At 66.4% G+C, this 22,454-nt stretch carries 24 protein-coding genes; 10 read left to right on the forward strand and 14 right to left on the reverse strand.

The window, feature by feature from the left end:
• Positions 1-9: 9 nt before the first annotated feature.
• The gene (locus GEU84_RS17840) at positions 10-933 is read right to left on the reverse strand and encodes a DMT family transporter (RefSeq protein WP_152828427.1); all 924 of its coding nucleotides are present in this window, start codon (positions 931-933) and stop codon (positions 10-12) included.
• Positions 934-1,112: 179 nt separating this feature from the next.
• Between GEU84_RS17840 and ade the strand changes: the two genes are divergently transcribed.
• On the forward strand, positions 1,113-2,810 hold the full coding sequence (gene ade, locus GEU84_RS17845; RefSeq protein ID WP_152828428.1) for an adenine deaminase: 1,698 nt from the start codon (positions 1,113-1,115) through the stop codon (positions 2,808-2,810).
• 182 nt (positions 2,811-2,992) lie between these two features.
• On the opposite strand, the gene GEU84_RS17850 is transcribed toward ade, so the two are convergent.
• From GEU84_RS17850 to GEU84_RS17885, 8 genes are all read right to left on the reverse strand, one after another.
• A complete protein-coding gene (locus tag GEU84_RS17850; protein WP_152828429.1) occupies positions 2,993-4,069 on the reverse strand; it encodes a DUF1513 domain-containing protein in 1,077 nt (358 codons plus the stop codon).
• Between the two features lie 2 nt (positions 4,070-4,071).
• The gene (locus GEU84_RS17855; RefSeq protein WP_420899291.1) at positions 4,072-5,067 is read right to left on the reverse strand and encodes an imelysin family protein; all 996 of its coding nucleotides are present in this window, start codon (positions 5,065-5,067) and stop codon (positions 4,072-4,074) included.
• A 23-nt stretch (positions 5,068-5,090) separates the two neighbouring features.
• Positions 5,091-6,635 carry a di-heme oxidoreductase family protein gene (locus tag GEU84_RS17860; RefSeq protein WP_152828430.1) on the reverse strand — a complete coding sequence of 515 codons (1,545 nt, stop codon included), beginning with the start codon at positions 6,633-6,635 and terminating at the stop codon, positions 5,091-5,093.
• Positions 6,636-6,738: 103 nt separating this feature from the next.
• Positions 6,739-7,224 carry a bacterioferritin gene (gene bfr / locus GEU84_RS17865; RefSeq protein ID WP_152828431.1) on the reverse strand — a complete coding sequence of 162 codons (486 nt, stop codon included), beginning with the start codon at positions 7,222-7,224 and terminating at the stop codon, positions 6,739-6,741.
• Positions 7,172-7,468, reverse strand: a complete 297-nt coding sequence (locus GEU84_RS17870) for a (2Fe-2S)-binding protein (protein WP_152828432.1) — start codon at positions 7,466-7,468, stop codon at positions 7,172-7,174. The genes bfr and GEU84_RS17870 overlap by 53 nt, the downstream gene beginning before the upstream one ends.
• A gap of 67 nt (positions 7,469-7,535) precedes the next feature.
• Complete coding sequence (locus GEU84_RS17875) at positions 7,536-8,810, reverse strand: imelysin family protein (protein ID WP_152828433.1); 1,275 nt, start codon at positions 8,808-8,810, stop codon at positions 7,536-7,538.
• Between the two features lie 97 nt (positions 8,811-8,907).
• Positions 8,908-9,042, reverse strand: a complete 135-nt coding sequence (gene hemP, locus GEU84_RS17880; protein ID WP_241427759.1) for a hemin uptake protein HemP — start codon at positions 9,040-9,042, stop codon at positions 8,908-8,910.
• A gap of 23 nt (positions 9,043-9,065) precedes the next feature.
• The gene (locus tag GEU84_RS17885; protein WP_174539972.1) at positions 9,066-9,206 is read right to left on the reverse strand and encodes a hypothetical protein; all 141 of its coding nucleotides are present in this window, start codon (positions 9,204-9,206) and stop codon (positions 9,066-9,068) included.
• A gap of 317 nt (positions 9,207-9,523) precedes the next feature.
• Between GEU84_RS17885 and GEU84_RS17890 the strand changes: the two genes are divergently transcribed.
• The gene (locus GEU84_RS17890; RefSeq protein WP_152828435.1) at positions 9,524-10,288 is read left to right on the forward strand and encodes a tellurite resistance TerB family protein; all 765 of its coding nucleotides are present in this window, start codon (positions 9,524-9,526) and stop codon (positions 10,286-10,288) included.
• A 78-nt stretch (positions 10,289-10,366) separates the two neighbouring features.
• Here GEU84_RS17890 and bhcR read toward each other — a convergent pair whose 3' ends face one another.
• Both bhcR and GEU84_RS17900 read right to left on the reverse strand, forming a co-directional pair.
• Positions 10,367-11,206, reverse strand: coding sequence for an HTH-type transcriptional regulator BhcR (gene bhcR / locus GEU84_RS17895; protein ID WP_152828436.1), 840 nt, complete (start codon positions 11,204-11,206; stop codon positions 10,367-10,369).
• Between the two features lie 5 nt (positions 11,207-11,211).
• Positions 11,212-11,412: a hypothetical protein gene (locus tag GEU84_RS17900; RefSeq protein WP_174539973.1), complete on the reverse strand. Its 201-nt coding sequence runs from the start codon at positions 11,410-11,412 to the stop codon at positions 11,212-11,214.
• On the opposite strand from GEU84_RS17900, the gene bhcA reads away from it, so the two are divergent.
• The 4 genes from bhcA to bhcD all read left to right on the forward strand — a co-directional run bounded on the left by bhcA (position 11,387) and on the right by bhcD (position 15,824).
• Positions 11,387-12,577 carry an L-aspartate--glyoxylate aminotransferase BhcA gene (gene bhcA, locus GEU84_RS17905; RefSeq protein ID WP_152828437.1) on the forward strand — a complete coding sequence of 397 codons (1,191 nt, stop codon included), beginning with the start codon at positions 11,387-11,389 and terminating at the stop codon, positions 12,575-12,577. The genes GEU84_RS17900 and bhcA overlap by 26 nt on opposite strands.
• Before the next feature lie 67 nt (positions 12,578-12,644).
• Complete coding sequence (bhcB, locus tag GEU84_RS17910) at positions 12,645-13,616, forward strand: beta-hydroxyaspartate dehydratase BhcB (protein ID WP_152828438.1); 972 nt, start codon at positions 12,645-12,647, stop codon at positions 13,614-13,616.
• 10 nt (positions 13,617-13,626) lie between these two features.
• The gene (gene bhcC / locus GEU84_RS17915; RefSeq protein WP_152828439.1) at positions 13,627-14,790 is read left to right on the forward strand and encodes a 3-hydroxy-D-aspartate aldolase BhcC; all 1,164 of its coding nucleotides are present in this window, start codon (positions 13,627-13,629) and stop codon (positions 14,788-14,790) included.
• A 71-nt stretch (positions 14,791-14,861) separates the two neighbouring features.
• Positions 14,862-15,824 carry an iminosuccinate reductase BhcD gene (bhcD, locus tag GEU84_RS17920; protein ID WP_152828440.1) on the forward strand — a complete coding sequence of 321 codons (963 nt, stop codon included), beginning with the start codon at positions 14,862-14,864 and terminating at the stop codon, positions 15,822-15,824.
• A gap of 112 nt (positions 15,825-15,936) precedes the next feature.
• On the opposite strand, the gene GEU84_RS17925 is transcribed toward bhcD, so the two are convergent.
• Genes GEU84_RS17925 through GEU84_RS17935 form a run of 3 tightly spaced genes read right to left on the reverse strand, consistent with a single transcriptional unit; the run spans position 15,937 to position 18,133 of the window.
• Entirely contained in the window at positions 15,937-16,734 is a 798-nt protein-coding gene (locus tag GEU84_RS17925) for a 3-methyl-2-oxobutanoate hydroxymethyltransferase (RefSeq protein ID WP_152828441.1), read from the reverse strand.
• On the reverse strand, positions 16,731-17,048 hold the full coding sequence (locus GEU84_RS17930) for a MocE family 2Fe-2S type ferredoxin (protein WP_152828442.1): 318 nt from the start codon (positions 17,046-17,048) through the stop codon (positions 16,731-16,733). The genes GEU84_RS17925 and GEU84_RS17930 overlap by 4 nt, the downstream gene beginning before the upstream one ends.
• Positions 17,049-17,056: 8 nt before the next feature.
• Positions 17,057-18,133: a fatty acid desaturase family protein gene (locus GEU84_RS17935; protein WP_152828443.1), complete on the reverse strand. Its 1,077-nt coding sequence runs from the start codon at positions 18,131-18,133 to the stop codon at positions 17,057-17,059.
• Between the two features lie 129 nt (positions 18,134-18,262).
• Between GEU84_RS17935 and GEU84_RS17940 the strand changes: the two genes are divergently transcribed.
• The 4 genes from GEU84_RS17940 (at position 18,263) to GEU84_RS17955 (ending at position 22,452) form a co-directional block, all read left to right on the forward strand.
• Positions 18,263-19,318: a LacI family DNA-binding transcriptional regulator gene (locus GEU84_RS17940; RefSeq protein ID WP_152828444.1), complete on the forward strand. Its 1,056-nt coding sequence runs from the start codon at positions 18,263-18,265 to the stop codon at positions 19,316-19,318.
• 182 nt (positions 19,319-19,500) lie between these two features.
• Entirely contained in the window at positions 19,501-20,319 is an 819-nt protein-coding gene (locus GEU84_RS17945; RefSeq protein WP_152828445.1) for a TIM barrel protein, read from the forward strand.
• A gap of 77 nt (positions 20,320-20,396) precedes the next feature.
• Positions 20,397-21,338 (forward strand): sugar ABC transporter substrate-binding protein, encoded by a 942-nt coding sequence (locus GEU84_RS17950; RefSeq protein ID WP_152828446.1) that lies wholly within the window; start codon positions 20,397-20,399, stop codon positions 21,336-21,338.
• Positions 21,339-21,444: 106 nt separating this feature from the next.
• Positions 21,445-22,452: an ABC transporter permease gene (locus tag GEU84_RS17955; RefSeq protein WP_152828447.1), complete on the forward strand. Its 1,008-nt coding sequence runs from the start codon at positions 21,445-21,447 to the stop codon at positions 22,450-22,452.
• The last annotated feature ends 2 nt before the right edge of the window (positions 22,453-22,454 follow it).

The following is a 22,454-nucleotide window of genomic DNA, read 5'->3' on the forward strand; positions in this document are numbered from 1 at the left end:
AGGCGGGGCCTATCCCTGCGGCGTCATTGCCTTGCGCTGCCGCGCGCGTTCCAGCCCCAGCTTGCGCTCGCGCCAGATGATCAGGCAGCCCGCCGTCATCACCAGTGCGGCGCCGCCCAGCATGGTCAGCGTCGGCACCTCGGAAAACACGAAGTAACCGATGGCCAGCGCAAAGATCATCGAGGCATAATCAAACGGTGCCACCACGGACGCATCCGCCTCGCGGTAGCTGGAGGTCAGCAATATCTGCCCCACCCCGCCCAGCAAGCCACAGCCGACCAGCAGCGCCATTTCGCGCCCGTCGGGCATCACCCAGCCAAAGGGCAGCGTGGCCAGTGACAGCACCGTGGCGGTCAGCGAGAAGTAGAACACGATGGCAGGGGTCTTTTCGGTGTTCACCAGTTTGCGCACGAACACCTGCGCAAGTGCTGCGAACACCGCGCCGCCCAGCACCAGCATGGCCCCCAGCGCCTGTGCATGGCTTGGGCTGCCCGCCGCCCCCACCGTCAGGCGGGGCGACAGCACGATCAGAACGCCCACCAGCCCCAGCACCACGGCTGAAATGCGGAAGATGCGCACCTCTTCGCCCAGAAACATCGCGGCGAATATCACGGTCAGCAGGGGGGCGGCATAGCCGATGGCCGTCACCTCGGGCAGCGGCAGATAGCCAAGGCCCGCAAAGCCCAGCCCCATCGCCAGCGTTCCCACCACCCCGCGCCAGACATGGCCCATCGGGTGACTGGCGCGCAGCCCGGTCGTCAACTCGCCCCGCAGCGCCAGCCAGACCACGATCACCGGCATGGCGAACAGCGAGCGGAAGAATACCGCCTGCCCCGCTGGCACATGATCGGCGGTGGCCTTGATCAGCGAGGCCATGACGATGAACACGATGACCGAGGCGATTTTCAGGGCAATGCCGCGCAGCGGGCGCATGGGTGATCTTTCCGGCAGGGGCTGTGCCGCCAGATGGATCACCCCGCGCGGGCAGGTGCAAGGGCGAAAGGCCACTGGACGCCGCGCGTTGGCTGCGCTTTGCTTGGGACCGACAGCCTGCCGCGCCGGCCCATCGCAGGAAGCGGGGCCGCGCGGCGGGCACCTTGCAGGAGAATGCCATGCCACGCAGCCTTTCCGACCGTATCGACCAGGGCCGGGGCCTGGCCCCCGCCGACATCGTGTTGCGCGGCGGGCGGGTGTTCGACCTGATCACCGGCGATCTGGTGGAAAGTGACGTGGCGATCTGCGGCGATACGATCGTTGGCGTCTACGGCGACTATGACGGGGCCCAGGTGATCGACTGCACCGGCAAGATTCTGGTGCCGGGTTTCATCGACACCCATCTGCACATCGAATCCTCGCTGGTCACACCGTTCGAATTCGACCGCTGCGTCACGCCGCGCGGCGTCACCACCGCGATCTGTGACCCGCATGAGATTGCCAATGTCTGCGGGCTGGCGGGGATACACTATTTTCTGGAGGCCTCTGCCCGCACAGTGATGGACATAAGGGTGCAACTGTCATCCTGCGTGCCCTCGACCCATATGGAAACGGCGGGGGCACGGCTGGAGGCCGCCGATCTGGTGCCGCTGATGGATCATCCGCGCGTCATCGGGCTGGCGGAGTTCATGAACTTTCCTGGCGTGCTGATGAAAGACGAAGGCTGCATGGCCAAGCTGGAGGCATTTCAAGGCCGTCATATCGACGGCCACGCGCCCTTGCTGCGCGGCAATGACCTGAACGGCTATATCGCGGCGGGGATCAGGACCGAGCATGAGGCGACGACGGCCGAGGAGGGGCTGGAAAAGCTGCGCAAGGGGATGCGCCTGCTGATCCGCGAAGGGTCGGTGTCAAAGGATCTGCATGCGCTGGCCAGCCTGATCACCGAACGGCACTCGCCCTTTATCGCCTTTTGCACCGATGACCGGAACCCCTTGGACATCGCCGAACATGGCCATCTGGATTACATGATCCGCACGGCCATTGCCCTGGGCGCCCCGCCGCTGGCGGTTTACCGCGCCGCGTCGCTGTCGGCCGCCGAAGCCTTTGGCCTGAAAGACCGAGGGCTGATCGCGCCGGGCAAGCGCGCAGACATCGCCGTGATTGACAGTCTGGAGGGGTGCCATGCCAGCCTTGTGCTGGTGGCCGGGGTGCGCGCCGATGCCGCTGCATTCTCGGCGCGCCAGCCGGTTGCGCCCGTGGCGCGCCATTCGGTGAAGGCCGCGCGGGTGGAACCGCAGCATTTCCGCGCCGGGGGCAACCGGGCCGAAACCCCGGTGATCGGCATCCTGCCGGGCAAGATCATCACCGAACACCTGACCTTCACCATCACGCCGCAGGATGGCGACAAGCGCCCCGATGTGGCCCGCGACCTGATCCGCATCGGGGTGATCGAGCGGCACGGGTTGAACGGCAACCGGGCCATGGGCTTTGTGCAGGGGTTCGGCATGCAGCGCGGGGCCATCGCCTCTACCGTCTGCCATGACCATCACAACATCGCCGTGGTGGGGGTGGATTACGCCGACATGGCGCTGGCCGCGAACCGGCTGGGCGAGATCGAAGGCGGGTTCGTGGTGGTTGACGGCGGCCGGGTGCTGGCCGAACTGGCGCTGCCGGTGGCCGGGCTGATGAGCCTTGAGCCGTTCGAGGCGGTGCAGGCGGCGCTGGTCGCGCTGCGCGCGGCGGCAAAGGGGCTGGGGGTGGTGCTGGAGGAGCCGTTCCTGCAACTGGCCTTTCTGGCGCTGCCGGTCATCCCGCATCTGAAGATCACCGATCACGGCATGGTGGATGTGGACCGGTTCGAGGTGATGGCGTGACGGGGCAATCTGGCGTCGCTCCGCTGGCTTGTGACGGGGGGGCCAGCCCCGTCGCCGGTTGGTTCTGGAACCGATCGCGATCAACCAGCGACCCCTGGGACAGTTTACCTGGATGAAAGCCGCATGTCCGTCTGAATCTGCCCTCAGGTTGGCAGCGGGTGAAGGCTGCTGTGGCCCGAGGTTCAGGTTGCCAACGGCACCAGATGATTGTCCCATGCCGCCGCCCCCCGGCAGAGCGGGGCAAAGCCGCTGTCGGTCAGGTGGCTGACCGTGCCGCCGCCATCGGTGACGATGAACCCCGCCGCATCCGCTGCCGCGATGCCGCAGGCGTCGGGGCGGGAGTGGGTGGCGATAAAGGCACCTTCCGCGCCAAAGATCTGCACCACGCCACCCTTGGGTGACGTTAGGCCGATCAGCCCGCCGCTGGCGTCAAAGGCGATGGAGCCGGCATAGCCCTGCATCGCATAAGCCTCTGCCTCGGGCGCGGGGCAAAGGCGGGCGGACGTGCCCATCCGGTGCAGGCCCAGCAGCGGCACGGGATCGGCGGGGTCGCCCTCCCATTGCAGGGCGAAGGCCACCGCGCCATCCGGGCCAAGCGCCAGATGGCGGATCGAGTTCTGGTAATATTCCGCCGCCAGTTCCACCTGATCCTGCACCGCGCCCTCGGGCGTCAGGTAGCAAAGGTTGGGGCGCATCGTGGCGATGTTCAGTTTGGTGCGGTCATCGGGGTCGGTCTGGATGCCGCCATTGGCCACCACCAGCACATCGCGCCCCGGCAGGCGGCGCAGGTCATGCGGGCCGATGCCGCCCGAGGCCCATTCGCCCATGCGTGCATAGCCCCGGGCCGCATCCCACAGCCCGATGCGGCCCTCGCTGGTTTCGGCCACCACCTCGGATGTGTAAAGCACCGCGCCATCCTGCGAAAAGCAGCCATGGCCGTTGAACTGGCGGCCTGCGGGCGGGGTCAGGCGGGCCTGCACCTGCCCGGTCACGCAGTGGATGACCAGCGCATAGATGCCGGGGCGGCGGGCAAAGGCCACAGCCTCGGGGCGGGTCGGGTGGGCGGTGGCGGCATGGCCGCGCGCGGGCAGGGGGATGGCGAACAGGCTGGCGCCCGCAGCGTTCAGCCCATGCAGGTCGAACCCGCCTCCCGCCCCCTGCGCGGCGGCCAGATAGGCCGGGTTGCCCGCATCGGCCCAGCCCAGGCGGGGCAGGGTGGTGGCCAGCAGACCGGCTAGGATATGGCGGCGGGTGGCCATGTTCAGTCGCCATCCGCTGCGTTGAAGCCCAGCGACACACCAAGGCGCGGCCCGATTTCAGCCTCGGCAGCTGCGCGCACCGCCTGTATGGCCTGTTGCAGAATCTCCACCTTCAGCCGCCCGCCCGGCGTGGCCACCCCGGCCAGCACCGGGTCGGCCAGGGCGGTGGCCAATGCGCGCGCCTTGGCAAAGGCGGCGATGGTGGCCGGGCTGTCGGGGTGCAGCGTGACGGCCAGACTTTCCAGCGCGGCCAGCGACAGGGCCACATTGCGCAGGCTGCGGCCCGACAGCCGCGCCTCGGCCCGTTCAGGGCGGGGGCGGTCGAATGTGCCCAGCGGGCGGCCAAGGCGCTGGTCGGCGGTGAAATTCAGCCCGGTGATCAGCTGGGTGAACAGCGCCTGCCGCGCCTCGGCGGTGGTCAGATACCGGGTGTTGCCGGGCTGGCCCGCTGTGAGCATGAGTTCGGCAAAGCCGCCTTGCCAGCCGATATCCACCTCGGCCGCCATGCGGGCCAGATCGGCGGCCACGGCCCGGGTCAGGGTGCAAGCATAACCGCCGGTCAGCGCGGGGTCATGCAACAGGCGTTCCAGCGTGGTCAGGCCGCGCCCGGCCACCGACACGTCGGCAAAGGCGGCGGGGTCAGTGGCCACGGGGTCGGCATCGGCGATCAGGCGGGCCAGCGTCCGTGCGCCCGCGCCCTTCGGGTCGGGCCAGAAGGCGATGGCCAGCGCGCGGCCATCCTCCTCGACGGGACCAAGACGCAGATGCGCGACCGCGATCCAGGCATCAAAGGCGGCGTGGAAGGCCGGTTGCAGGGCGGCCGGGCTGCAATCATCCGCCGCCTTTTCCGCCAGTTCCTGCGTGGCCGCACTGAAGGCGGCATAGCCGGGCAGGATGTGCTTTTGCACGGATTCGGGCACATCGGCGCGGGCCATGGCGGCCCAGCCCAATGCAAGTGCCAGGATCAGGCCGCCGGTCAGGGCCCGGTGCGGGCGCAGGGCACGGGCTTGGGTGCGGGTCATCACAGACTCTCCAGAAAGGCGATCAGGGCGGCGCGGTCGGGCGCGGGCAGGGCTGCGACGCCATCGCGGGCGGTCTGAGCCTCTCCGCCATGCCACAGCAGCGCCTCCAGCAGGTTGCGGGCGCGGCCATCGTGCAGGAACTGGCTGTGGCCGGTGACGGTGGCACTGAGCCCGATGCCCCAGAGCGGCGGCGTGCGCCATTCGCGGCCCGTGGCGCGGGCTTCGGGGCGGTTGTCGGCCAGACCTTCGCCCATGTCATGCAACAACAGGTCGGTATAGGGCCAGATCAGCTGGAAACTCTGCTCGGGCTGGTCGTGCAGGCGGTGGGTGACGTGTTTGGGGGTGTGGCAGGCGGCACAGCCAAGGTCATGGAACACGGCCTTGCCGCGCAAAACCTGCGGGTCATCCATGCCCCGGCGCGCGGGCACGCCCAGATTGCGGGAATAGAATGTCACCAGATCAAGGCTTTGGCCGTCCACCTCAAGCCCGTCGCGCAGCCCGGGTTCCTGCCCCGCGGGGGCATCGCGGCAAAGGGTTTGCGCCATGGTGCATTCGCCGGACGGGTCGGGGAACAGCGGGTTTGACAGGCCCATGTCACCGGCAAAGGCCGCCGCCGATTGCTGCCGCACCGTGGGCGCGCCGGCCTTCAGCCCGAAACGGCCCAGCATCGGCACCTGATATTCGACCGACCAGACGATGTTGGGGCGGCCCGAGATGCCGTCGCCATCGGCATCATCCGGGTCGGCCAGTGCCAGAATATCCGCCGCCGGTATCGCCTCCAGCAGGCCCAGCCCGATCATCTGCGGGGCCACGCGGGGCGACAGCATCACATCGGGATGCAGCGGGCCATAACCAAGGTCAGCCACGGCATAGCTTGGCGCGCGCAGGCTGACCACGCTGCCATCGGCCAGCGTCACGGGGGTTTCGGTATAGGTGATGACCATCCGCCCCTCGGCGGCTTGGCCTGCAATCGCCAGATCCTGCAATTGCTCGCCATAATTGGGGTCGGGCAATGTGGCGAGGTAGTCGGCGATGCCCGCGGGCCCCGTGCCGCCCGGCACCGACAGGCGCAGGAACATGGATACCGCGCCGTCATCCGGGCCTTCGGGGGCATGGCCGCGCCCGTCCTTGATATGGCAGTTCTGGCAGCCCCGGGCGTTATACAGCGGGCCAAGCCCGTCAGAGGCAAGGGTGGAGGACGGGGCCGATACCCACAGCTTCTTGAACAGCCCGTTGCCCAGCTTGAAATCCATCTCGCGGTCAAAGGCGATGTTGCCCGAGGGCAGGGAAAACGCATCGGCATTGGCCCGTGCCCGCACGGTGGCCTTGCCGGCGGGCAGGCCCTCGAACGCTTCGGGTCTGGTGAAATCGGTAGGTGCGGCGGTGACGGCGCGGATGCGGGCGGCCTCGGCCTCGGTGCGGGGGATCACGGACAGATGCCGGTCATCCAGCGCGGGGCCGAAGGTGGCCGGATCATCGCTCTGCGCGGTTGCCGTCTGGGTGGCCGCAAGCAGAAAAGACAGGGCAAGGGCATGGCGGATCATGGCGGCATCCTTTCGCCCTTGGTGTCGCGCCGTTTCCTGACAGTTTCAATCGGAAAACGGCGCGGCCCCTTGCCGCAGGCAATCGCCTGCCGTGGCTGAGGCGTCAATCCGCCTCGTCAGCCGGTTTGGCGTTCAACAGGCCATAGCGTTCTTCGCCCAGCTTTTCGAACAGGCCCAACTGGGTTTCGAGAAAGTCGATATGGCCTTCCTCGTCCTTCATCAGATCTTCGAACATCTTCATCGTCACGAAATCGCTGACGGAATGGCAATATTCCCGCGCCTCGCGGTACAGCGTGCGCGCGCCATATTCCGCCGCCAGATCGCATTCCAGCGTTTCCTTGATGGTCTGGCCGATGCGAAGCGGGTCAAGCCGTTGCAGATTCGGATGGCCTTCCAGAAAGATGATGCGGGCAATCAGCTTGTCGGCATGGTGCATCTCTTCGATGCTTTCCTCACGCGATTTGGCAGCAAGGCGACCAAAACCCCAGTCTTCCTGCAAGCGGAAATGCAGCCAGTACTGGCTGACGGCGGTAAGTTCAGACCTCAACGCCGCGTTGAGAAACTCGATAACCTTGGTGTCGCCCTTCATGTCCGTCTTTCCCTGTGCGGTGTGCGCGGCCAAGGCTGCGCAGGTTCATGGGTACCTCGAAGTTGTCGCATCCGCGCAGGGTGTCAAGCAGCAACGGCATGCAACCGCCGCAATCGGCGCGCTTGCCAAGGGCGTGATAGACCTTGCCGGGGGTGATGATGGTCTGGGCGTCCGAGGCGCGCATCCAGTTCACGGCGGCGCGGATATCATGGTCGGTGATGTTCATGCAGTGGCAGACGATCATGGCTGGGCCCGGCGCTGGTGATCATGTGATGGGCGGGGGCATACCGGCCCCCGCCGCGCGCTTTGGTTTACTGGAAAACCGCCTCGGGGTTGTCGAGGCTGTCGGAGCCCTCGAATGCGATGCCGTTCAGCCCCAGCGCGGTGACGGCACGCTCGATGGATGCCGTCTGCGTCACCAGCCCGTTCACCGCCGCCATGATCAGCGCCTCGCCTTCGGCATTGCCAGAGGCCAGCATCTGATCATAGGCGAAACCGCCATCCGCCGCCGCCTTGAGCGCGGCCAGCGCAGCCATCGTGGCCTCAAGCTCGGCCTTCAGCGCCGCATCCAGCGCCGGATCCTTTTCCGCCACCAGATCAGACAGCGACGGACCGCTGACCACGGAACCATCGGGGCGGGTGTAGCTGCCCAGATAGACGTTCTGCACGCCCAGCCCGTCATAGTAATGGCTGTTGTGGGTGTTGTCGGAAAAGCAGTCATGCTCTTCTTCCGGGTCGTTCAGCATCAGGCCCAGCTTCATCCGCTCGCCCGCCTGTTCGCCGTAGGAAAGGCTGCCCATGCCGGTCAGCATGGCCTGAAGCCCCGCTGCGGGGTCGGTCGTCACGGCTGCGCGGGCCTCGCCACCTTCGGCCCATTGCGCGGCCATGTATTCCAGATCGGCCACCAGAAGGTCGGTCGCCGCCTTCAGATAGGCCGCGCGCCGGTCGCAATTGCCACCGGTGCAGGTGTCACCCGTCGCGTAATCGGTAAAGGGCCGCGCGCCCGCACCCGGGCCGGTGCCGTTCAGATCCTGGCCCCACAGCAGGAATTCCACCGCATGATAGCCCGAGGCGACGTTGCTCTCGATCCCGTCGGCCTCTTGCAGCGTGCCACTGATCAGGTCGGGGGTGATGGTGGTTGCATCCACCGCAACGCCCGACAGGGTGAATGTCGGCGTGGCGATCACGTTCAGCGCGGCGAATTCGTTTTCCTCGGTCGGCCCGCCGTAAGAGGCATCGACATAGTCGATCAGCCCCTCGTCCAGCGGCCAGGCGTTCACCTTGCCTTCCCAATCGTCCACGATGGCATTGCCGAAACGGAACACTTCGGACTGCTGATAGGGCACCCGCGCGGCCAGCCAGGCGGTTTTTGCAGCCTCCAGCGTTTCGGCTGAAGACGTGGCGATCAGCGCATCCACCGCCGCTTGCAGCGCCTTGGCGGTGGTCAGGCTGTCGGCGTATTTGGCCGCCGCAATATCGGCATAGGTTGTGACCACTGCCGCAGGTTCTGCCGCAAAGGCGGGCAGCGGGGCCAGCAGGCCAAGCGCGGTAGCGGTGTAAAGGGGTGCAATCAGGCGTTTCGTCATGATGTCTCGCTGGGCTGAGGGGCCGGGCTGGGTGAATTTTGCCTTGCCGTCGGGTTTCATGCGGAAAGGCGCGCTGCGGGCACGCCTTTGCCGGGGGTCATTTGGTCAGGATCAGCTTTCCCGCACGGGTGATGCGCAGGCTGTAGATCTGGCCGTTCAGCACGATGCGGGCTTGCGTGCCGCCTTCGGTCAGGCGGGTTGCGTCATGCACCGGAATGCCGGTTTCGATCATGTCGGAAAGGTCGGTCATGGCGTTCATGCTCTGCGCTCCATCCGGTCAAGCAGGGCATTGAGGCCGGCAGAGGGCAGAAAACCGGCCATGGCCTGCCGCAGAAGTTCGGTCAGGCCGGTGTCGGATTGCGGTTCGGTTCGGGGCAGGGGGAGCGCGTGTGTCATGGGGACTCCGGCGGTTTGAAGGGCTCCGGGCTTATCCCCCATGGGATTGGCTTGGACTGTCATAAAGGTGACTGAAACACTTGGGTTTGTAAAGCCTGATTCTTTTGATCGGAATATTGTCGGGTCGAATTGCGCGCCGGGTGCAAGGGCAGGAATGGCGCTGTCGCGGGGGCATTGCCGCCAAGCCCGCCCGCGCAAGCAGCATGGCGATTGCGCAAGCCCGCCCGCGCAAGCGGCGAAGCGATTGCGCAAGCGCGATTGAACCGCGCCGAACCGCCCCCCATATCGGGCGTCAACAACCGGGTGTGGAGACGGACATGAAGAATGCGAAATCCTTGCTGGATGGTCTTATGGGCGGTCTGAGCGGCAGCGGTGGCGGTATCGGCGCGGCGCTGGGCGGTCTGACCGGGGGCGGTGCGGCGGGCGGCGCTTCCGGCGGGCTGGGCGATCTGGCGCAAAAGGCCAAAGGCGTCTGGGATGGCCAGTCGGGTATGGCCAAGGGCGCTGCGGCGGGCGGTTTGCTGGCCTTGCTGCTGGGTGGCAAGGACACGCGCGAACTGGCCGGTTCGGCGCTGAAGGTGGGCGGAGCGGCGCTGATCGGCGGGCTGGCCTACAAGGCCTGGCAGGATTGGCAGGCGGGCAAACAGGCGCAGATCGACGCGCCCGCCACGCCCATGGCCCTGCCTGCGCCCGAAGGCACGGCGTTTCTGCCCAGCGATGCTGCGGCTGCCGATGATCTGGCCACCCGTCTGGTGCAGGCCATGGTCGCGGCGGCCAAGGCCGATGGCCATGTGACAAGCATGGAACGCAGCCGCATCGGCACGCAGTTGCAGACCCTGGGCCTGGGGGATGAGGCGCAGGCGCTGATCACCGCCGAACTGGATGCGCCGCTGGACGTGGGCCGCGTGGCCGGTCTTGCCCGCACGCCGGAAGAGGCCGCCGAGGTCTATACCGCGTCCCTGCTGGTGGTTGACCCCGAAGCGCCCGCCGAAAAGGGCTATCTGGCCATGCTTGCGGCGCGGCTGCAACTCGACCCCGGGCTGGTCCAGCACCTGCATGCACGGGCCGCCTCGCTGGCCTGAAACGCTGCTGCGGGCCAGCGCGCAAGACCAGCGCGGTGGCCCGCGAGGGGCCCCAAAGCCCCCCTTCCGCGTGACAGGTCAGGGCCGCACGCCACCCGTCGCCTCTGTCACCCGGTTTGCCGCATCGCGCACCAGCGCACCGATGCGGCCCGCGTCGGCTAGGCTGACGCGGAACGCGGGGCCTGACACCGACAGCCCCGCCACCGGCTCGCCATAGGCGTTGAACACCGGGGCCGCGATGCAGCGCATGCCCTCGGCGCGCTCCTGATCATCCACGGCATAGCCGCGCCCCCGGGTCAGCGCCAGATCGGCCCCCAGCCCCGGCGCATCGGTGATCGACAGCGCGGTGAACCGTGCCAACCCCTGCCGCGCGATGATGCCTGCAACCTTTTCCGCCGGATACCAGGCCAGCAGCGCCTTGCCGATGCCCGACACATGCATCGGCCCCTTGGTGCCCGGCGGGAAAAAGGCGCGTATCGCCTCGTGCGTTTCGACCTGGCTCAGGAACAGCACCTGATCGCCGCTTTCCACCCCCAGATTGGCGGTCTCGCCCGTGGCGCGCATCAGCGCCTCCATCGGTTGCCGGGCGCGTTCAACCACCTTCGTGCGGCGCAGAAAGGCCGAGCCGATGCGGAAGGCCCCGCCGCCAATGTGCCACAGCTGGCCTGCCTCTTCTACCTCGGCCATGCCATGCGCCTGCAGGGTCGCCAGCGCACGGTAAACGGTTGCAGGGGCTTGCCCGCTGCGTGAGGCCAGTTCCGACAGCGTCAGCCCCGGCGCGTCGGCCAGCACGCGCAACAGGCCAAGTGCCCGGTCCAGCGACTGCACGGTGTTCTGTTCCGTGGTGTCGTGAAACGCCTTGGGCCGCCCGCGCGGGCGAGGGCTGGCTTGGCCGTCAGGGGGGCGGGATTCGGCCATCAGCTTCACTTTCCTGATTTCGTGAAAAACACTTTCGGCCAATGAAAAACTCCGGCGCCCTGTTTTGCAAGGGGAATCCGGCATTTTTTCATAAGGTGAAAAACAATTCCGAAAAAATTGATAAATCCGCGTGGTGCGCGCAGGATCACAACATCATCACGGGTCATCGGAGGAAAGCCCATGTCTGCCCAGAATCCGCTGTTCATTCCCGGCCCCACCAATATCCCCGACCGCATCCGCAAGGCCTGCGACATGCAGACCATCGACCACCGCTCGCCAGCCTTTGCACGGGTGTTCAAACCCGCCATTGCCGGTGTGAAACGTGTGTTGGGCATGGGCGCGGGTGAGGTGTTCATCTTCCCCTCCACCGGCACGGGCGGATGGGAGGCGGCGGTCAGCAACACCCTGTCGCCCGGCGACACGTTGCTGGCGGCGCGGTTCGGCATGTTCAGCCACCGCTGGATCGACCTGTGCCAACGCCATGGCCTGAACGTGCAGGTCATCGAGGCACCCTGGGGACAGGGCGCACCGCTGGCCGCGATCGAGGCCGCTCTGCGTGCCGATACCGGCCACGCCATCCGTGTGGTGCTGGCCACGCACAACGAAACCGCGACCGGCGTGCGCAGCGACATTGCGGGCATCCGCCGCGCGCTGGATGCGGCGGGCCACCCGGCGCTGCTGTTTGTCGATGGCGTGTCATCCATCGGGTCGATGCCCTTCGACATGGCGGGCTGGGGGGTGGATGTGGCGGTGGCGGGCAGCCAGAAGGGCTTCATGCTGCCCGCAGGACTGGCGATTCTGGGCGTCAGCCCCAAGGCGCTTGCGGCGATCGAAACGGCAACCCTGCCGCGCACCTTCTTTGATTTCCGTGACATGGCAAAGGCTTATGTGGCCGGCGGTTATCCCTATACCCCCGCCGTGGGCCTGATCGCCGGCCTGGCCGAAGCGGTGGAGATGCTGGAGGAAGAGGGGCTGGAAGCGGTCTATGCCCGGCATCACCGGCTTGCCGAAGGTGTGCGGCGCGCCGTTGCCGCCTGGGGCATGCGGCCCTGCGCCGCCTCTGCCGACCTATACTCCGATACCGTCACGGCGGTTCTGGTGCCCGAGGGCTGCAACGGCACCGATCTGGTGCGGCTGGCCGCCGACAAATACCGTGTGGCCTTTGGCGTGGGGCTGGGCGAGGTGGCGGGCCGTGTGTTCCGCATCGGGCACCTGGGCAGCCTGACCGATGTGATGGTGCTGGCGGGGCTCGCCACGGCGGAAATGTGCATGGCCGATCTGGGCTGGCCGGTGCGGCTGGGCTCGGGTGTGGCGGCGGCGCAGGAGTTTTACCGCGGGTCGGTGCCGGCCATGCTGGCGGCGGCGGCGTGAAGCAGTTCCCGGGGCTCTGCCCCGGACCCCGGGATATTTTGAGACAGAAAATGAAGAAAGAGACGCGATGAAGGACTTGGCAGGCATGGACATTCCCACATTCGACGATGTTCTGGCGGCGCATGACCGCATCCGCCCCTATATCCACCGCACGCCGGTGCTGACCTCGGCCTTTCTGAACGCGCTGACCGGGGCGGAGTTGTTCTTCAAATGCGAGAATTTCCAGAAGGCGGGGGCGTTCAAGGTGCGGGGCGCCAGCAATGCGGTATTCGGGCTGGCTGACGACCAACTGGCGCGCGGCGTCGCCACCCATTCCAGTGGCAACCATGCGCTGTCGCTGTCATATGCCGCCGGGCGACGCGGCATTCCCTGCACGGTGGTGATGCCGCGCACAGCCCCGCAGGCCAAGAAGGACGCGGTGCGCGGCTATGGCGGGTTCATCGTGGAATGCGAACCCTCCACCTCCAGCCGCGAGGCGGTGTTTGCCGGGGTGGTCGCCGCCTCGGGCGCCGATTTCGTGCATCCCTACAATGACCCGCGCGTGATCGCCGGGCAGGCCACCTGTTCGCGCGAATTGCTGGAACAGGTGCCGGGGCTGGATGCGGTGATTGCCCCGATCGGCGGCGGCGGGATGATTTCGGGCACCTGCCTGACGGTTTCATCAACCGCGCCGGGCGTTCAGGTTTATGCCGCCGAACCGGCGCAGGCCGATGACGCGGCCCGCAGTTTCCGCGCGGGCCATATCATCGCCGATGATGCGCCCGATACGGTGGCCGACGGGCTGAAGGTGCCGCTGAAGGATCTGACGTGGCACTTCGTGAAAAACCACGTCAGCGATATTTTCACGGCTTCGGAGGCCGAGATCATCGCCGCAATGCGCCTGACCTGGGCGCGGATGAAGATGGTGATCGAGCCCAGCTGCGCCGTGCCGCTGGCCACCATCCTGAACAACCCCGACGTGTTTCGCGGCCGCCGTGTCGGTGTCATCATCACCGGCGGCAATGTCGATCTGGACAAGCTGCCCTGGATGCAGGGCTGAGGAGGATACAATGAACAAGAACGTGAGGTTTGAGGGGCTTGAGGTCGGCTATGACATTCCCGCCCTGCCGGGGATGGATGCGGCCGACATCCAGACGCCCTGCCTGATCCTCGATCTGGACGCGCTGGAGCGAAATGTGGTGGCGATGGGCGAACGCGCCCGCGCCATGGGCATGCGGCACCGTGTGCATGGCAAGATGCACAAATCGGTGGATGTGGCGCTGTTGCAGGAACGGCTTGGCGGGTCGGTCGGGGTGTGCTGCCAGAAGGTGTCCGAGGCCGAGGTGTTCGCGCGCGGCGGCATCAAGGATGTGCTGGTCAGCAATCAGGTGCGCGACCCGGCCAAGATCGACCGTCTGGCGCGGCTGCCGAAACTGGGCGCGCGCACGATTGTGTGCGTGGATGATGTGGCCAATGTGGCCGATCTGTCGGCGGCGGCGCAACGGCATGGCACCCACATCGAATGTCTGGTGGAGATTGACTGCGGCGCGGGGCGTTGCGGCGTGACGACGACGCCGGATGTCGTCGCCGTGGCGCAGGCCATCGCCGCGGCCCCCGGCCTGCGCTTTGCCGGGCTTCAGGCCTATCAGGGTGCGATGCAGCATCTGGATCATTTCGCCGACCGCAAGGCCAAGATCGACATCGCCGTGGCGCAGGTGCGCGATGCGGTGGAGGCGTTGGAGGCCGTGGGTCTGGAATGCGACATCGTGGGCGGTGGCGGCACCGGCAGCTACTATTTCGAAGGCGCGTCGGGGGTGTATAACGAGCTGCAATGCGGCAGTTACGCCTTCATGGATGCCGATTATGGCCGCATCCTGGACGAGAACGGCCAGCGCATCGACCGGGGCGAATGGGAGAACGCGCTGTTCATCCTGACATCGGTGATGAGCCATGTGAAACCGGGCCGCGCGATCTGCGACGCGGGACTGAAGGCGCAGTCGGTGGACAGTGGCCTGCCGGTGATCTTTGGCCGCGATGACGTGACCTATGTCAAATGCTCGGATGAGCATGGCGTGATCGACGACCCGCAGGGCGTGTTGCGGGTGAATGACAAGCTGCGGCTGGTGCCGGGCCACTGTGACCCTACCTGCAATGTGCATGACTGGTATGTGGGCGTGCGTGGCGGCAAGGTCGAGGTGGTCTGGCCCGTCTCGGCGCGCGGCAAGGCCTATTGAGGCTGCGGGGGCTGCGCACCCCCGTCTTTCCCCGAACCGATCCCGCCCCCTCTCTTCCCAAGGACAATGCCATGAAAATCGTGCCCGAGGCGCGCATCGCCGAACTCGTCACCCCCGCCGATGCCTACGCGGCGGTGGAACAGGTCTTTGCCGCCATGGCACGTGGCGAGGCGGGCAATTTCCCCGTGGTGCGCGAGGCGCTGGGCGGGGGGCGGCTTTACGGCTTCAAGTCAGGCATCGACCGGGCGGGCGCGGTGCTGGGGGTCAAGGCGGGGGGCTATTTCCCCGGCAATGCCGAACGCGGGATGACCAACCACCAGTCCAGCGTGTTCCTGTTCGATCCCGACACCGGCCAGCCCCGCGCCATGGTGGGTGGCAACCTGCTGACCGCGCTGCGCACCGCCGCCGCCTCGGCCCTGTCGATCGCCCATCTGGCGCGGGCTGATGCGCGGGTGCTGGGCATAGTGGGGGCAGGGCATCAGGCGGCGTTCCAGTTGCGCGCCGCCGCAAGGGTGCGGACATTCGACCGGGTGGTGGCCTGGAACCTGCACCCCGACATGCTGCCGCGCCTGGGGGCGGTGGCCGCAGAGCTGGGCCTGCCGTTTCAGGCGGTTTCGCTGGAGGAACTGGGGTCCGAGGCCGATGTGATCATCACCATCACCTCCAGCTTTGCCGCCATTCTGGAGGATGGCCATATCCGGCGCGGCACGCATCTGGCCTGCATGGGCACCGACACGGCGGGCAAGCAAGAGGTGGCGGCGGCGATACTGGGCCGGGCGCGGGTGTTCACCGACGAGGTGGCGCAATCGGTCAGCATCGGCGAGGCGCAACATGCTGTGGCCGCCGGGCTGCTGGCCGCCGCAGACATCACGCCCCTGGGCGCCGTGATCACGGGCGCGCAACCGGGGCGGCATGTGCCGGACGAGATCACGATCTTCGACGGCACCGGCGTGGCCCTGCAGGATCTGGCAGTGGCAGCGGTGGCCCTTTCGCGGGCCGAAGAACGCGGCATCGCGGTCGAAGTTGCAGTCTGACATGCACGACAGCTTTCCGCTGTATCCCGACGCGTCTCCTTGCATTTTCTGTCTCTAAATATCCCACGGGGGGTCCGGGGGGGTGAAACCCCCCGGCGTCTGCCCAGGGCCGCTACGCCTGCCGGTCCAGCCAGTCCTGAAACGCCGCCACTGTGTCCGGCGGGCAATCCACCACATGCTGCGCCGCCGGGTAGCTGCCATCGCCCACATCGCTTGCGTATTCCCGAAAGGCAGCCACCCGTTCGGCCTGCAACCGCGCATGTTCGGCGGCGAAGTTGCGGTAGACTTTTGCATGGCGCGGCACATGGCCACTGGTCTGGCCCAGCACATCATCGGCAAACAGATACTGCGCGTCGCAGCCCGCCCCCGCGCCCATGCCGATCAGGAACAGCGAGCTGCGCGCCGCGATCAGATCCGCAACCTTCTGCGGCACCACTTCGATCTCTGCCGCAAAGGCCCCTGCATCCTCCAGCGCCACGATCTGCTGCCAGACCCGTTGCGCGCTTTCCAGTGTCTTGCCCACGGCGCGAAAACCGCCGGTCCATGTCGCCTTTGACGGGATCAGCCCGACATGGCCGCAAACCGGAATGCCGTGATCGGCCAAGAGCCGCGTCGTGGCAAGGCTAGAGGCGGAATAGACCGCATCCGCCCCGGCCTTCATCATGCGGAACGCCCAGCGGAGCACGTCGTCAGCGGTGCCGATTTCATAGTAATTCACCCCTGGAATGGCAAAGACCCTCGGTGCCACCTGCCGGAAGCGGGGGTTTTCGATCATGTCGGGCGGCACCGACAGCATGTCGATGCCCGCTGCATCCGCCGCCGCCGCCTCGTCCAGCGTTTCCACCCGCAGCATGGCCAGGGGCCGGGAGCCGCGCCGGGCGCGCAGGTCGGCCACGGTCAGCCGGGTCATGCGCCAAGGCCGATCAGCACGCGGTCGCCCTCGACCTTGACCGGGTAGGTTTTCAGCGCGATGCAAACCGGGGTGCGTTTCGCCTCGCCGGTGCGGTAGTCGAACTGGCCGTTGTGCTTCGGGCACTCAATCAGATGGCCCATCACCAGCCCGTCGGCCAGATGCACCTGTTCATGGGTGCAATGGCCTGCGGTGGCATAGAACTGCCCGTCGGGGGAATGATAGATGGCATAGCTGGCCCCGCCATGGTCGAAACGGATCAGGTCTTCTTCGTCGATGTCATCGGTGGCGCAGGCGTCAATCCAGTGGGTCATGGCAATCCTCATTCAGCAGCGGCGCCAAGGGCGGCAGAGTGGAAATCATCGCGGTAGGGGCGGGCGGTCGCGGGCAGGGCGCGCTTGAGGTAATAATCCTCGTTCGCAAGTTGGCGGCGCAGGGCGGGCCACATCTCGCGGAACGCTGCCGGGATCGACGGTGACGGCGCGGGCAGGTCGTGCCTGATCAGCGCATGCAGGCGCGGCAGCGCGTGATAGGGCACCATCGGGAACATGTGGTGTTCGACATGGTAGTTCATGTTCCAGTAGATGAACCGGCTGACCGGGTTAATATAAACGGTGCGCGAGTTCAGCCGGTGGTCGTTCACATTGTCAGCCAGCCCGCCGTGCTGCAACAGGCCCGTCATCACATGGTGCCATGCGCCATAAAGGCGGGGCAGCCCGATCACCATCAAGGGCAGGATCGACCCCATGGCAAGGGCCAGGGCGATGGTCGCGGCATAGATCGCCGTCCAGATCCGGGCGATGCGGATGACCTTTGGCTGTTCGGATGCGGGAACATAATCGGCCTCTTCCGGGTGGATGCGGCCCGTGGCGTTCAGCAGCATGCGTGACCAGCCGTTCCAGGCATCGAAAATGCCAAGGAAATTGCCGATCACCTTGAGAAACGCAGGCGGGCGCATGATGGCAATCTCGGGGTCGCGGCCCACGATATAGGTGTCGGTGTGGTGGCGCGTATGGCTCCACCGCCATGTGACCGGGTTGCGCACGATCATGAAGCAGGCCACGCCATAAAGGGCGTTGTTCATCCAGGGTGTCTTGAACGCGGTGCCATGGCCGCATTCGTGCCAGCGTGAGTCCATCGCCGAGCCGTAAAGCACACCATACGCCAGCCAGAACGGCGCCGACCACGGCGAGGGCCAAAGCCATATGCCAAGCCCCGCGAACCCCACCATCGCCGCGAACAGGATCACGGTATCGCGGATCGCGGGGCCGTCGCTGCGCTGCATCAGCGCCTTCATCTCCTTGCGGGGCACGTCGGTGTGATACCACGCAGCGGCGGCTAGGCCGGACTCAATGGCGCGGCGGGCATCGGGGCCCAGCAGGCTGTAATCTCGGGTCATGGGGATCCTCCGTCCTGGGGGCAGGATAGGGGCTGTGCAGGCATCGGCCAATCGGGGGCTGGTGGAATGCGGCAAAAACCATCATCATGCGGCAGAAGTTCTGACGAAAAAGCATCAGAAAGGACCGCCATGAAACGCCCGCGCATCGCCGATCTGGCACGGGAGGCCGGGGTGTCGGTCGCCACGGTGGACCGCCTGTTGAACGGGCGCGAAGGGGTACGCGGTGAAACGGCTCTGCGCGTTCAGGCGGCGGCGGAACGGCTAGGCTTTCACGCCAGCCGCCTGATCGCGCAAAGGATGGGGCCCGATCTGCCCGAACTGCGTTTTGGCGTGGTGCTGCACAAACAGGGGCAGGATTTCTACCGCGCCTTTGCCGAGGAACTGGCGCGTGCCGTGGCGGCGGCGCAGGGGGTGCGCGGGCGGCTGGTGCTGGAGTTTTCGGCCAGCCAGTCACCCGCAGACATGGCCGGTTTGTTGCGCGCGATGGCCGGGCGCTGCGATGTGCTGGCGGCGACGGCGGTGAACCACCCCGAGGTGACAGCGGCGGTCGAGGCGGTGACAGCGCAGGGGCTGGCGGTGTTTTCGCTGCTGTCGGATTTCGCTCAAGGGGTGCGGACAGGCTATCTGGGGCTGAACAACCTGAAGGTCGGGCGCACGGCGGGCTGGATGATGGGTCTTGCGGCGCGTGAGCCGGGCAAGATGGCGGTGTTCGTGGGTGGCCACCGCTGGCACGGGCATGAGCTGCGCGAAACCGGCTTTCGCAGCCATTTGCGCGAATGCGCGCCGCATCTGGCGGTGCTGGATACGGTGGTGAACCTTGAAACCCGGCAACTGACCTATGAGGCGGTGCTGGCCCTGCTGGCGCGGCACCCAGATCTGCGCGGCATCTATGTGGCCGGTGGCGGGATGGAGGGGGCCATTGCCGCGCTGCGTGAGGTTGGGGCGGGCGAGGTCGGGGCAGGCGGGGCCGGGGCGGGCGGGGTGGCGCTGGTCGTGTCGGCCCTGACCCCCGATTCGCGGGCCGGGCTGGCCGAGGGCGTGGTCACGCTGGTGATTGACACGCCGCTGGAAAAGCTGTGCCGCGATCTGGTGGCGCTGATGGCCTCGGCCGTGCGCGACGGTGCGTGGCCGGGCGGGGTGCAGCACTTTCTGGCCCCCGACCTGCATGTGGCGGAATCGCTGTAGCCGCGCCGGATCCGCGCCGCTGGTCAAGCCTTTGCGGCATGCATCGCCGGGCCGCGCGATGATGCCCGGCAGGGCGAAGAGCGTGTCGGTGCATGAATTGGAATTTTTCAGTTGAAATGATGCAAAAATAGAATATCAATTCCATAACGCGGCGAGCGATGCCGCAGGGGGGATTCTGTTTCATGCCGCCTTTCGCCTTGAACCACATGGCCGCGCCGCGTTTGGGGTGGGAGGCGTTTCTTGACCTCTCCGCCCGCCTTGGCTGCATGGGGGTGGAGTTTCGCAACGACCTGCCCGGCGCGCTGTTTCAGGGCGCTGATCCGTCGGTGGTCGGGGTGGCCTGCCGGGCGCGCGGCCTGCGGTTTCTGGCCTTGGCCGAAGTGAAGATGTTCAACGACTGGTCCGACGCCAAACGGGCCGAGGCCGCCGCGCTGATGCAGATTGCCGTTACGGCAGGGGCCGAGGCGGTCAGCCTGATCCCGCGCAATGACGGGGTGGATACGGGTGAGGTGGCGCGCAAGGCCGCGATGACCACGGCGCTGCGCGAACTGCTGCCGATGCTGCGCGGCCATGGCCTGCGCGGGATGGTGGAACCGCTGGGGTTTGAGGTGTGCAGCCTGCGCTACAAGTCCGAACTGGTGGATGTGATCGAAAGCCTTGGCGCGGCAGATACTTATGCGATGGTGCATGACACGTTCCACCATCATCTTGCGGGCGGCGGGCCAGTATTCCCCGCGCATACCGGCATTGTGCATGTGTCGGGCGTCACCGACCCCGGCATTTCGGTGGCTGACATGCGTGACGGCCACCGGGTTCTGGTCGATCGCCACGACCGGCTGGGCAATGTGGCGCAGATCGCGGCGCTGCGGGATGCGGGCTACGCCGGCCCCATCAGCTTTGAGCCATTCGCGGCTGCGGTGCATGCGCTGGACGACGCCGGGCCTGCGCTGCGCGAATCCATGGAATTCATCACCGACGGGCTGGCCGCCAAGGGCGCCTGACGGTGCGGATACCCGCCCGCAAGGGCGGTCCGGCGGGGAGAGCAAGGTGAGCCGGGCACCACAGTGGAGGAGAGATCATGAAAAAGACCCTTATCGCCGCAGGCTTTGCGTCGCTGCTTTCGACGACTGCCATGGCGGAAAACATCGGCGTGTCTATGGCGCTGTTTGACGACAACTTTCTGACCGTGCTGCGCAACGGCATGACCGACTATGCAGGCACGCTTGAGGGCGTGGATGTGCAGGTCGAGGATGCGGGCAATGACGTGGGCAAGCAACTGGACCAGGTGAAGAACTTCATCGCGTCGGGCGTCGATGCGATTGTGGTGAACCCGGTCGATACCTCGGCCACGCAGGCGATTTCGGATGCGGCGGCGGCGGCGGGCGTGCCGCTGGTCTATGTGAACCGCGAGCCGGTGAACGTGGACAGCCTGCCCGACAACCAGGCATTCGTTGCGTCGAACGAAAAGGACAGCGGCACTCTGGAAACGCTGGAGGTCTGCCGCCTGCTGAAAGAGGCGGGCAAGACCGAGGCCAACATTCTGGTGATCATGGGCGAATTGTCGAACCAGGCCGCCGTGGTGCGCACGCAGGACATCCATGATGTCATCGCAACGCCGGATTGCGCCTTCATGAAGATCGTGGACCAGCAGACCTCGAACTGGAACCGCGACCAGGCGGCCAACCTGATGACCAACTGGCTGTCCTCGGGCGTGGCCTTTGATGCGGTCATCGCCAACAACGACGAAAGCGCCATCGGCGCCATCCAGTCGATGAAGGCGGCGGGCATCGACATGGCCTCGGTCGTTGTGGGCGGCGTGGATGCGACGCAGGATGCGCTGGCGGCGATGGCGGCGGGCGATCTGGACGTGACCGTGTTCCAGGATGCCGCAGGGCAGGGGCAGGGCGCGCTGGATGCCGCGCTGAAACTGGCCCGGGGCGAGGCGGTGGAACAGAAGGTCTATATCCCGTTCCAGCTGGTGACACCGGCCAACATGGCCGATTTCATGGCCAAGAACTGATCCACCCCCACGGGTGAATGCGACAGCAAGGGGCGGCGCCTGCCGCTGCCCCTTTTTCGTCCTGCCATGTGGCAGGGCAGATGATCCGCGAAAAGGGGCACCACGCATGACGGCCACCGTCACCGCCACAGCCGGCCGGCCCGCACGGCCACCTGAAATGAACGTCTTCCTTGGCCTTCTGGGCATCGCACTGGTGTTCGAGGTTCTGGGCTGGATCTTCATCGGGCAGAGTTTCGTCTTCAACCTGCAACGGTTGCAGATCATCATCCTTCAGGTGTCCATCGTGGGCATCATCGCCGTGGGGGTCACGCAGGTGATCATCACCGGCGGCATCGACCTGTCATCCGGGTCGGTGGTGGGGGCCACGGCCATGATCGCCATGAGTTTCGCCCAAGTGTCGGACAATGCCCGCGCTGTCTATCCGGCGCTGACCGACCTGCCGGTGATCGTGCCCATTGCGGTGGCCTTGCTGTGCGGGCTGCTGGCGGGGGCGGCGAATGGCGCGCTGATCGCCTATACCAAGATCCCGCCCTTTATCGCCACTTTGGGGATGATGGTGGCCGCGCGCGGCATCTCGAAATGGTATACCAAGGGGCAGCCGGTATCCTTCCCCACCGACAGCTATGCCGCCATCGGCGCGGGGCTTAACCCGGTGCTGCTGTTCATCGTGATCGCCGTGCTGTTCCATCTGGCGCTGAACTACACGCTTTACGGCAAGCACACCTATGCCATCGGCTCAAACGCCGAGGCGGCGCGGATTTCGGGCATCAAGGTCGAACGGCATCTGGTGATGGTCTATGCCATCGCGGGCATGCTGGCGGGAACGGCAGCGCTGATCCTGTCATCCAAGAACCTGACGGCGCAGGCGGGCATGGGTGTGATGTACGAGCTTGACGCCATCGCCATGGCGGTGATCGGCGGGGTGTCTCTGGCGGGCGGGCGCGGCTCGATCCTGGGCACGGCGCTGGGCATGCTGATCTTCGGCGTGATCATATCGGGTTTCACCTTTCTCAGGATCGACGCCTATTATCAGGAGATGATCAAGGGCGTGATCATCGTGGTGGCCGTGGTGGCCGATGTGGCGCGGCAGAAGCGCCGGGCGCGGATGGTGTGACA

This window comes from Fertoeibacter niger (genome assembly GCF_009380135.2).
GTDB classification, from domain to species: domain Bacteria; phylum Pseudomonadota; class Alphaproteobacteria; order Rhodobacterales; family Rhodobacteraceae; genus Fertoeibacter; species Fertoeibacter niger.

Excerpts from the sequence above, each read along its gene's own strand:
- GEU84_RS17840 (WP_152828427.1), bottom strand. The coding sequence starts at position 933 with ATGCGCCCGCTGCGCGGCATTGCCCTGAAAATCGCCTCGGTCATCGTG.
- ade (WP_152828428.1), top strand. The coding sequence starts at position 1,113 with ATGCCACGCAGCCTTTCCGACCGTATCGACCAGGGCCGGGGCCTGGCC.
- GEU84_RS17850 (WP_152828429.1), bottom strand. The coding sequence starts at position 4,069 with ATGGCCACCCGCCGCCATATCCTAGCCGGTCTGCTGGCCACCACCCTG.
- GEU84_RS17860 (WP_152828430.1), bottom strand. The coding sequence starts at position 6,635 with ATGATCCGCCATGCCCTTGCCCTGTCTTTTCTGCTTGCGGCCACCCAG.
- bfr (WP_152828431.1), bottom strand. The coding sequence starts at position 7,224 with ATGAAGGGCGACACCAAGGTTATCGAGTTTCTCAACGCGGCGTTGAGG.
- GEU84_RS17870 (WP_152828432.1), bottom strand. The coding sequence starts at position 7,468 with ATGATCGTCTGCCACTGCATGAACATCACCGACCATGATATCCGCGCC.
- GEU84_RS17875 (WP_152828433.1), bottom strand. The coding sequence starts at position 8,810 with ATGACGAAACGCCTGATTGCACCCCTTTACACCGCTACCGCGCTTGGC.
- hemP (WP_241427759.1), bottom strand. The coding sequence starts at position 9,042 with ATGATCGAAACCGGCATTCCGGTGCATGACGCAACCCGCCTGACCGAA.
- GEU84_RS17885 (WP_174539972.1), bottom strand. The coding sequence starts at position 9,206 with ATGACACACGCGCTCCCCCTGCCCCGAACCGAACCGCAATCCGACACC.
- GEU84_RS17890 (WP_152828435.1), top strand. The coding sequence starts at position 9,524 with ATGAAGAATGCGAAATCCTTGCTGGATGGTCTTATGGGCGGTCTGAGC.
- bhcR (WP_152828436.1), bottom strand. The coding sequence starts at position 11,206 with ATGGCCGAATCCCGCCCCCCTGACGGCCAAGCCAGCCCTCGCCCGCGC.
- bhcA (WP_152828437.1), top strand. The coding sequence starts at position 11,387 with ATGTCTGCCCAGAATCCGCTGTTCATTCCCGGCCCCACCAATATCCCC.
- GEU84_RS17900 (WP_174539973.1), bottom strand. The coding sequence starts at position 11,412 with ATGAACAGCGGATTCTGGGCAGACATGGGCTTTCCTCCGATGACCCGT.
- bhcB (WP_152828438.1), top strand. The coding sequence starts at position 12,645 with ATGAAGGACTTGGCAGGCATGGACATTCCCACATTCGACGATGTTCTG.
- bhcC (WP_152828439.1), top strand. The coding sequence starts at position 13,627 with ATGAACAAGAACGTGAGGTTTGAGGGGCTTGAGGTCGGCTATGACATT.
- bhcD (WP_152828440.1), top strand. The coding sequence starts at position 14,862 with ATGAAAATCGTGCCCGAGGCGCGCATCGCCGAACTCGTCACCCCCGCC.
- GEU84_RS17925 (WP_152828441.1), bottom strand. The coding sequence starts at position 16,734 with ATGACCCGGCTGACCGTGGCCGACCTGCGCGCCCGGCGCGGCTCCCGG.
- GEU84_RS17930 (WP_152828442.1), bottom strand. The coding sequence starts at position 17,048 with ATGACCCACTGGATTGACGCCTGCGCCACCGATGACATCGACGAAGAA.
- GEU84_RS17935 (WP_152828443.1), bottom strand. The coding sequence starts at position 18,133 with ATGACCCGAGATTACAGCCTGCTGGGCCCCGATGCCCGCCGCGCCATT.
- GEU84_RS17940 (WP_152828444.1), top strand. The coding sequence starts at position 18,263 with ATGAAACGCCCGCGCATCGCCGATCTGGCACGGGAGGCCGGGGTGTCG.
- GEU84_RS17945 (WP_152828445.1), top strand. The coding sequence starts at position 19,501 with ATGCCGCCTTTCGCCTTGAACCACATGGCCGCGCCGCGTTTGGGGTGG.
- GEU84_RS17950 (WP_152828446.1), top strand. The coding sequence starts at position 20,397 with ATGAAAAAGACCCTTATCGCCGCAGGCTTTGCGTCGCTGCTTTCGACG.
- GEU84_RS17955 (WP_152828447.1), top strand. The coding sequence starts at position 21,445 with ATGACGGCCACCGTCACCGCCACAGCCGGCCGGCCCGCACGGCCACCT.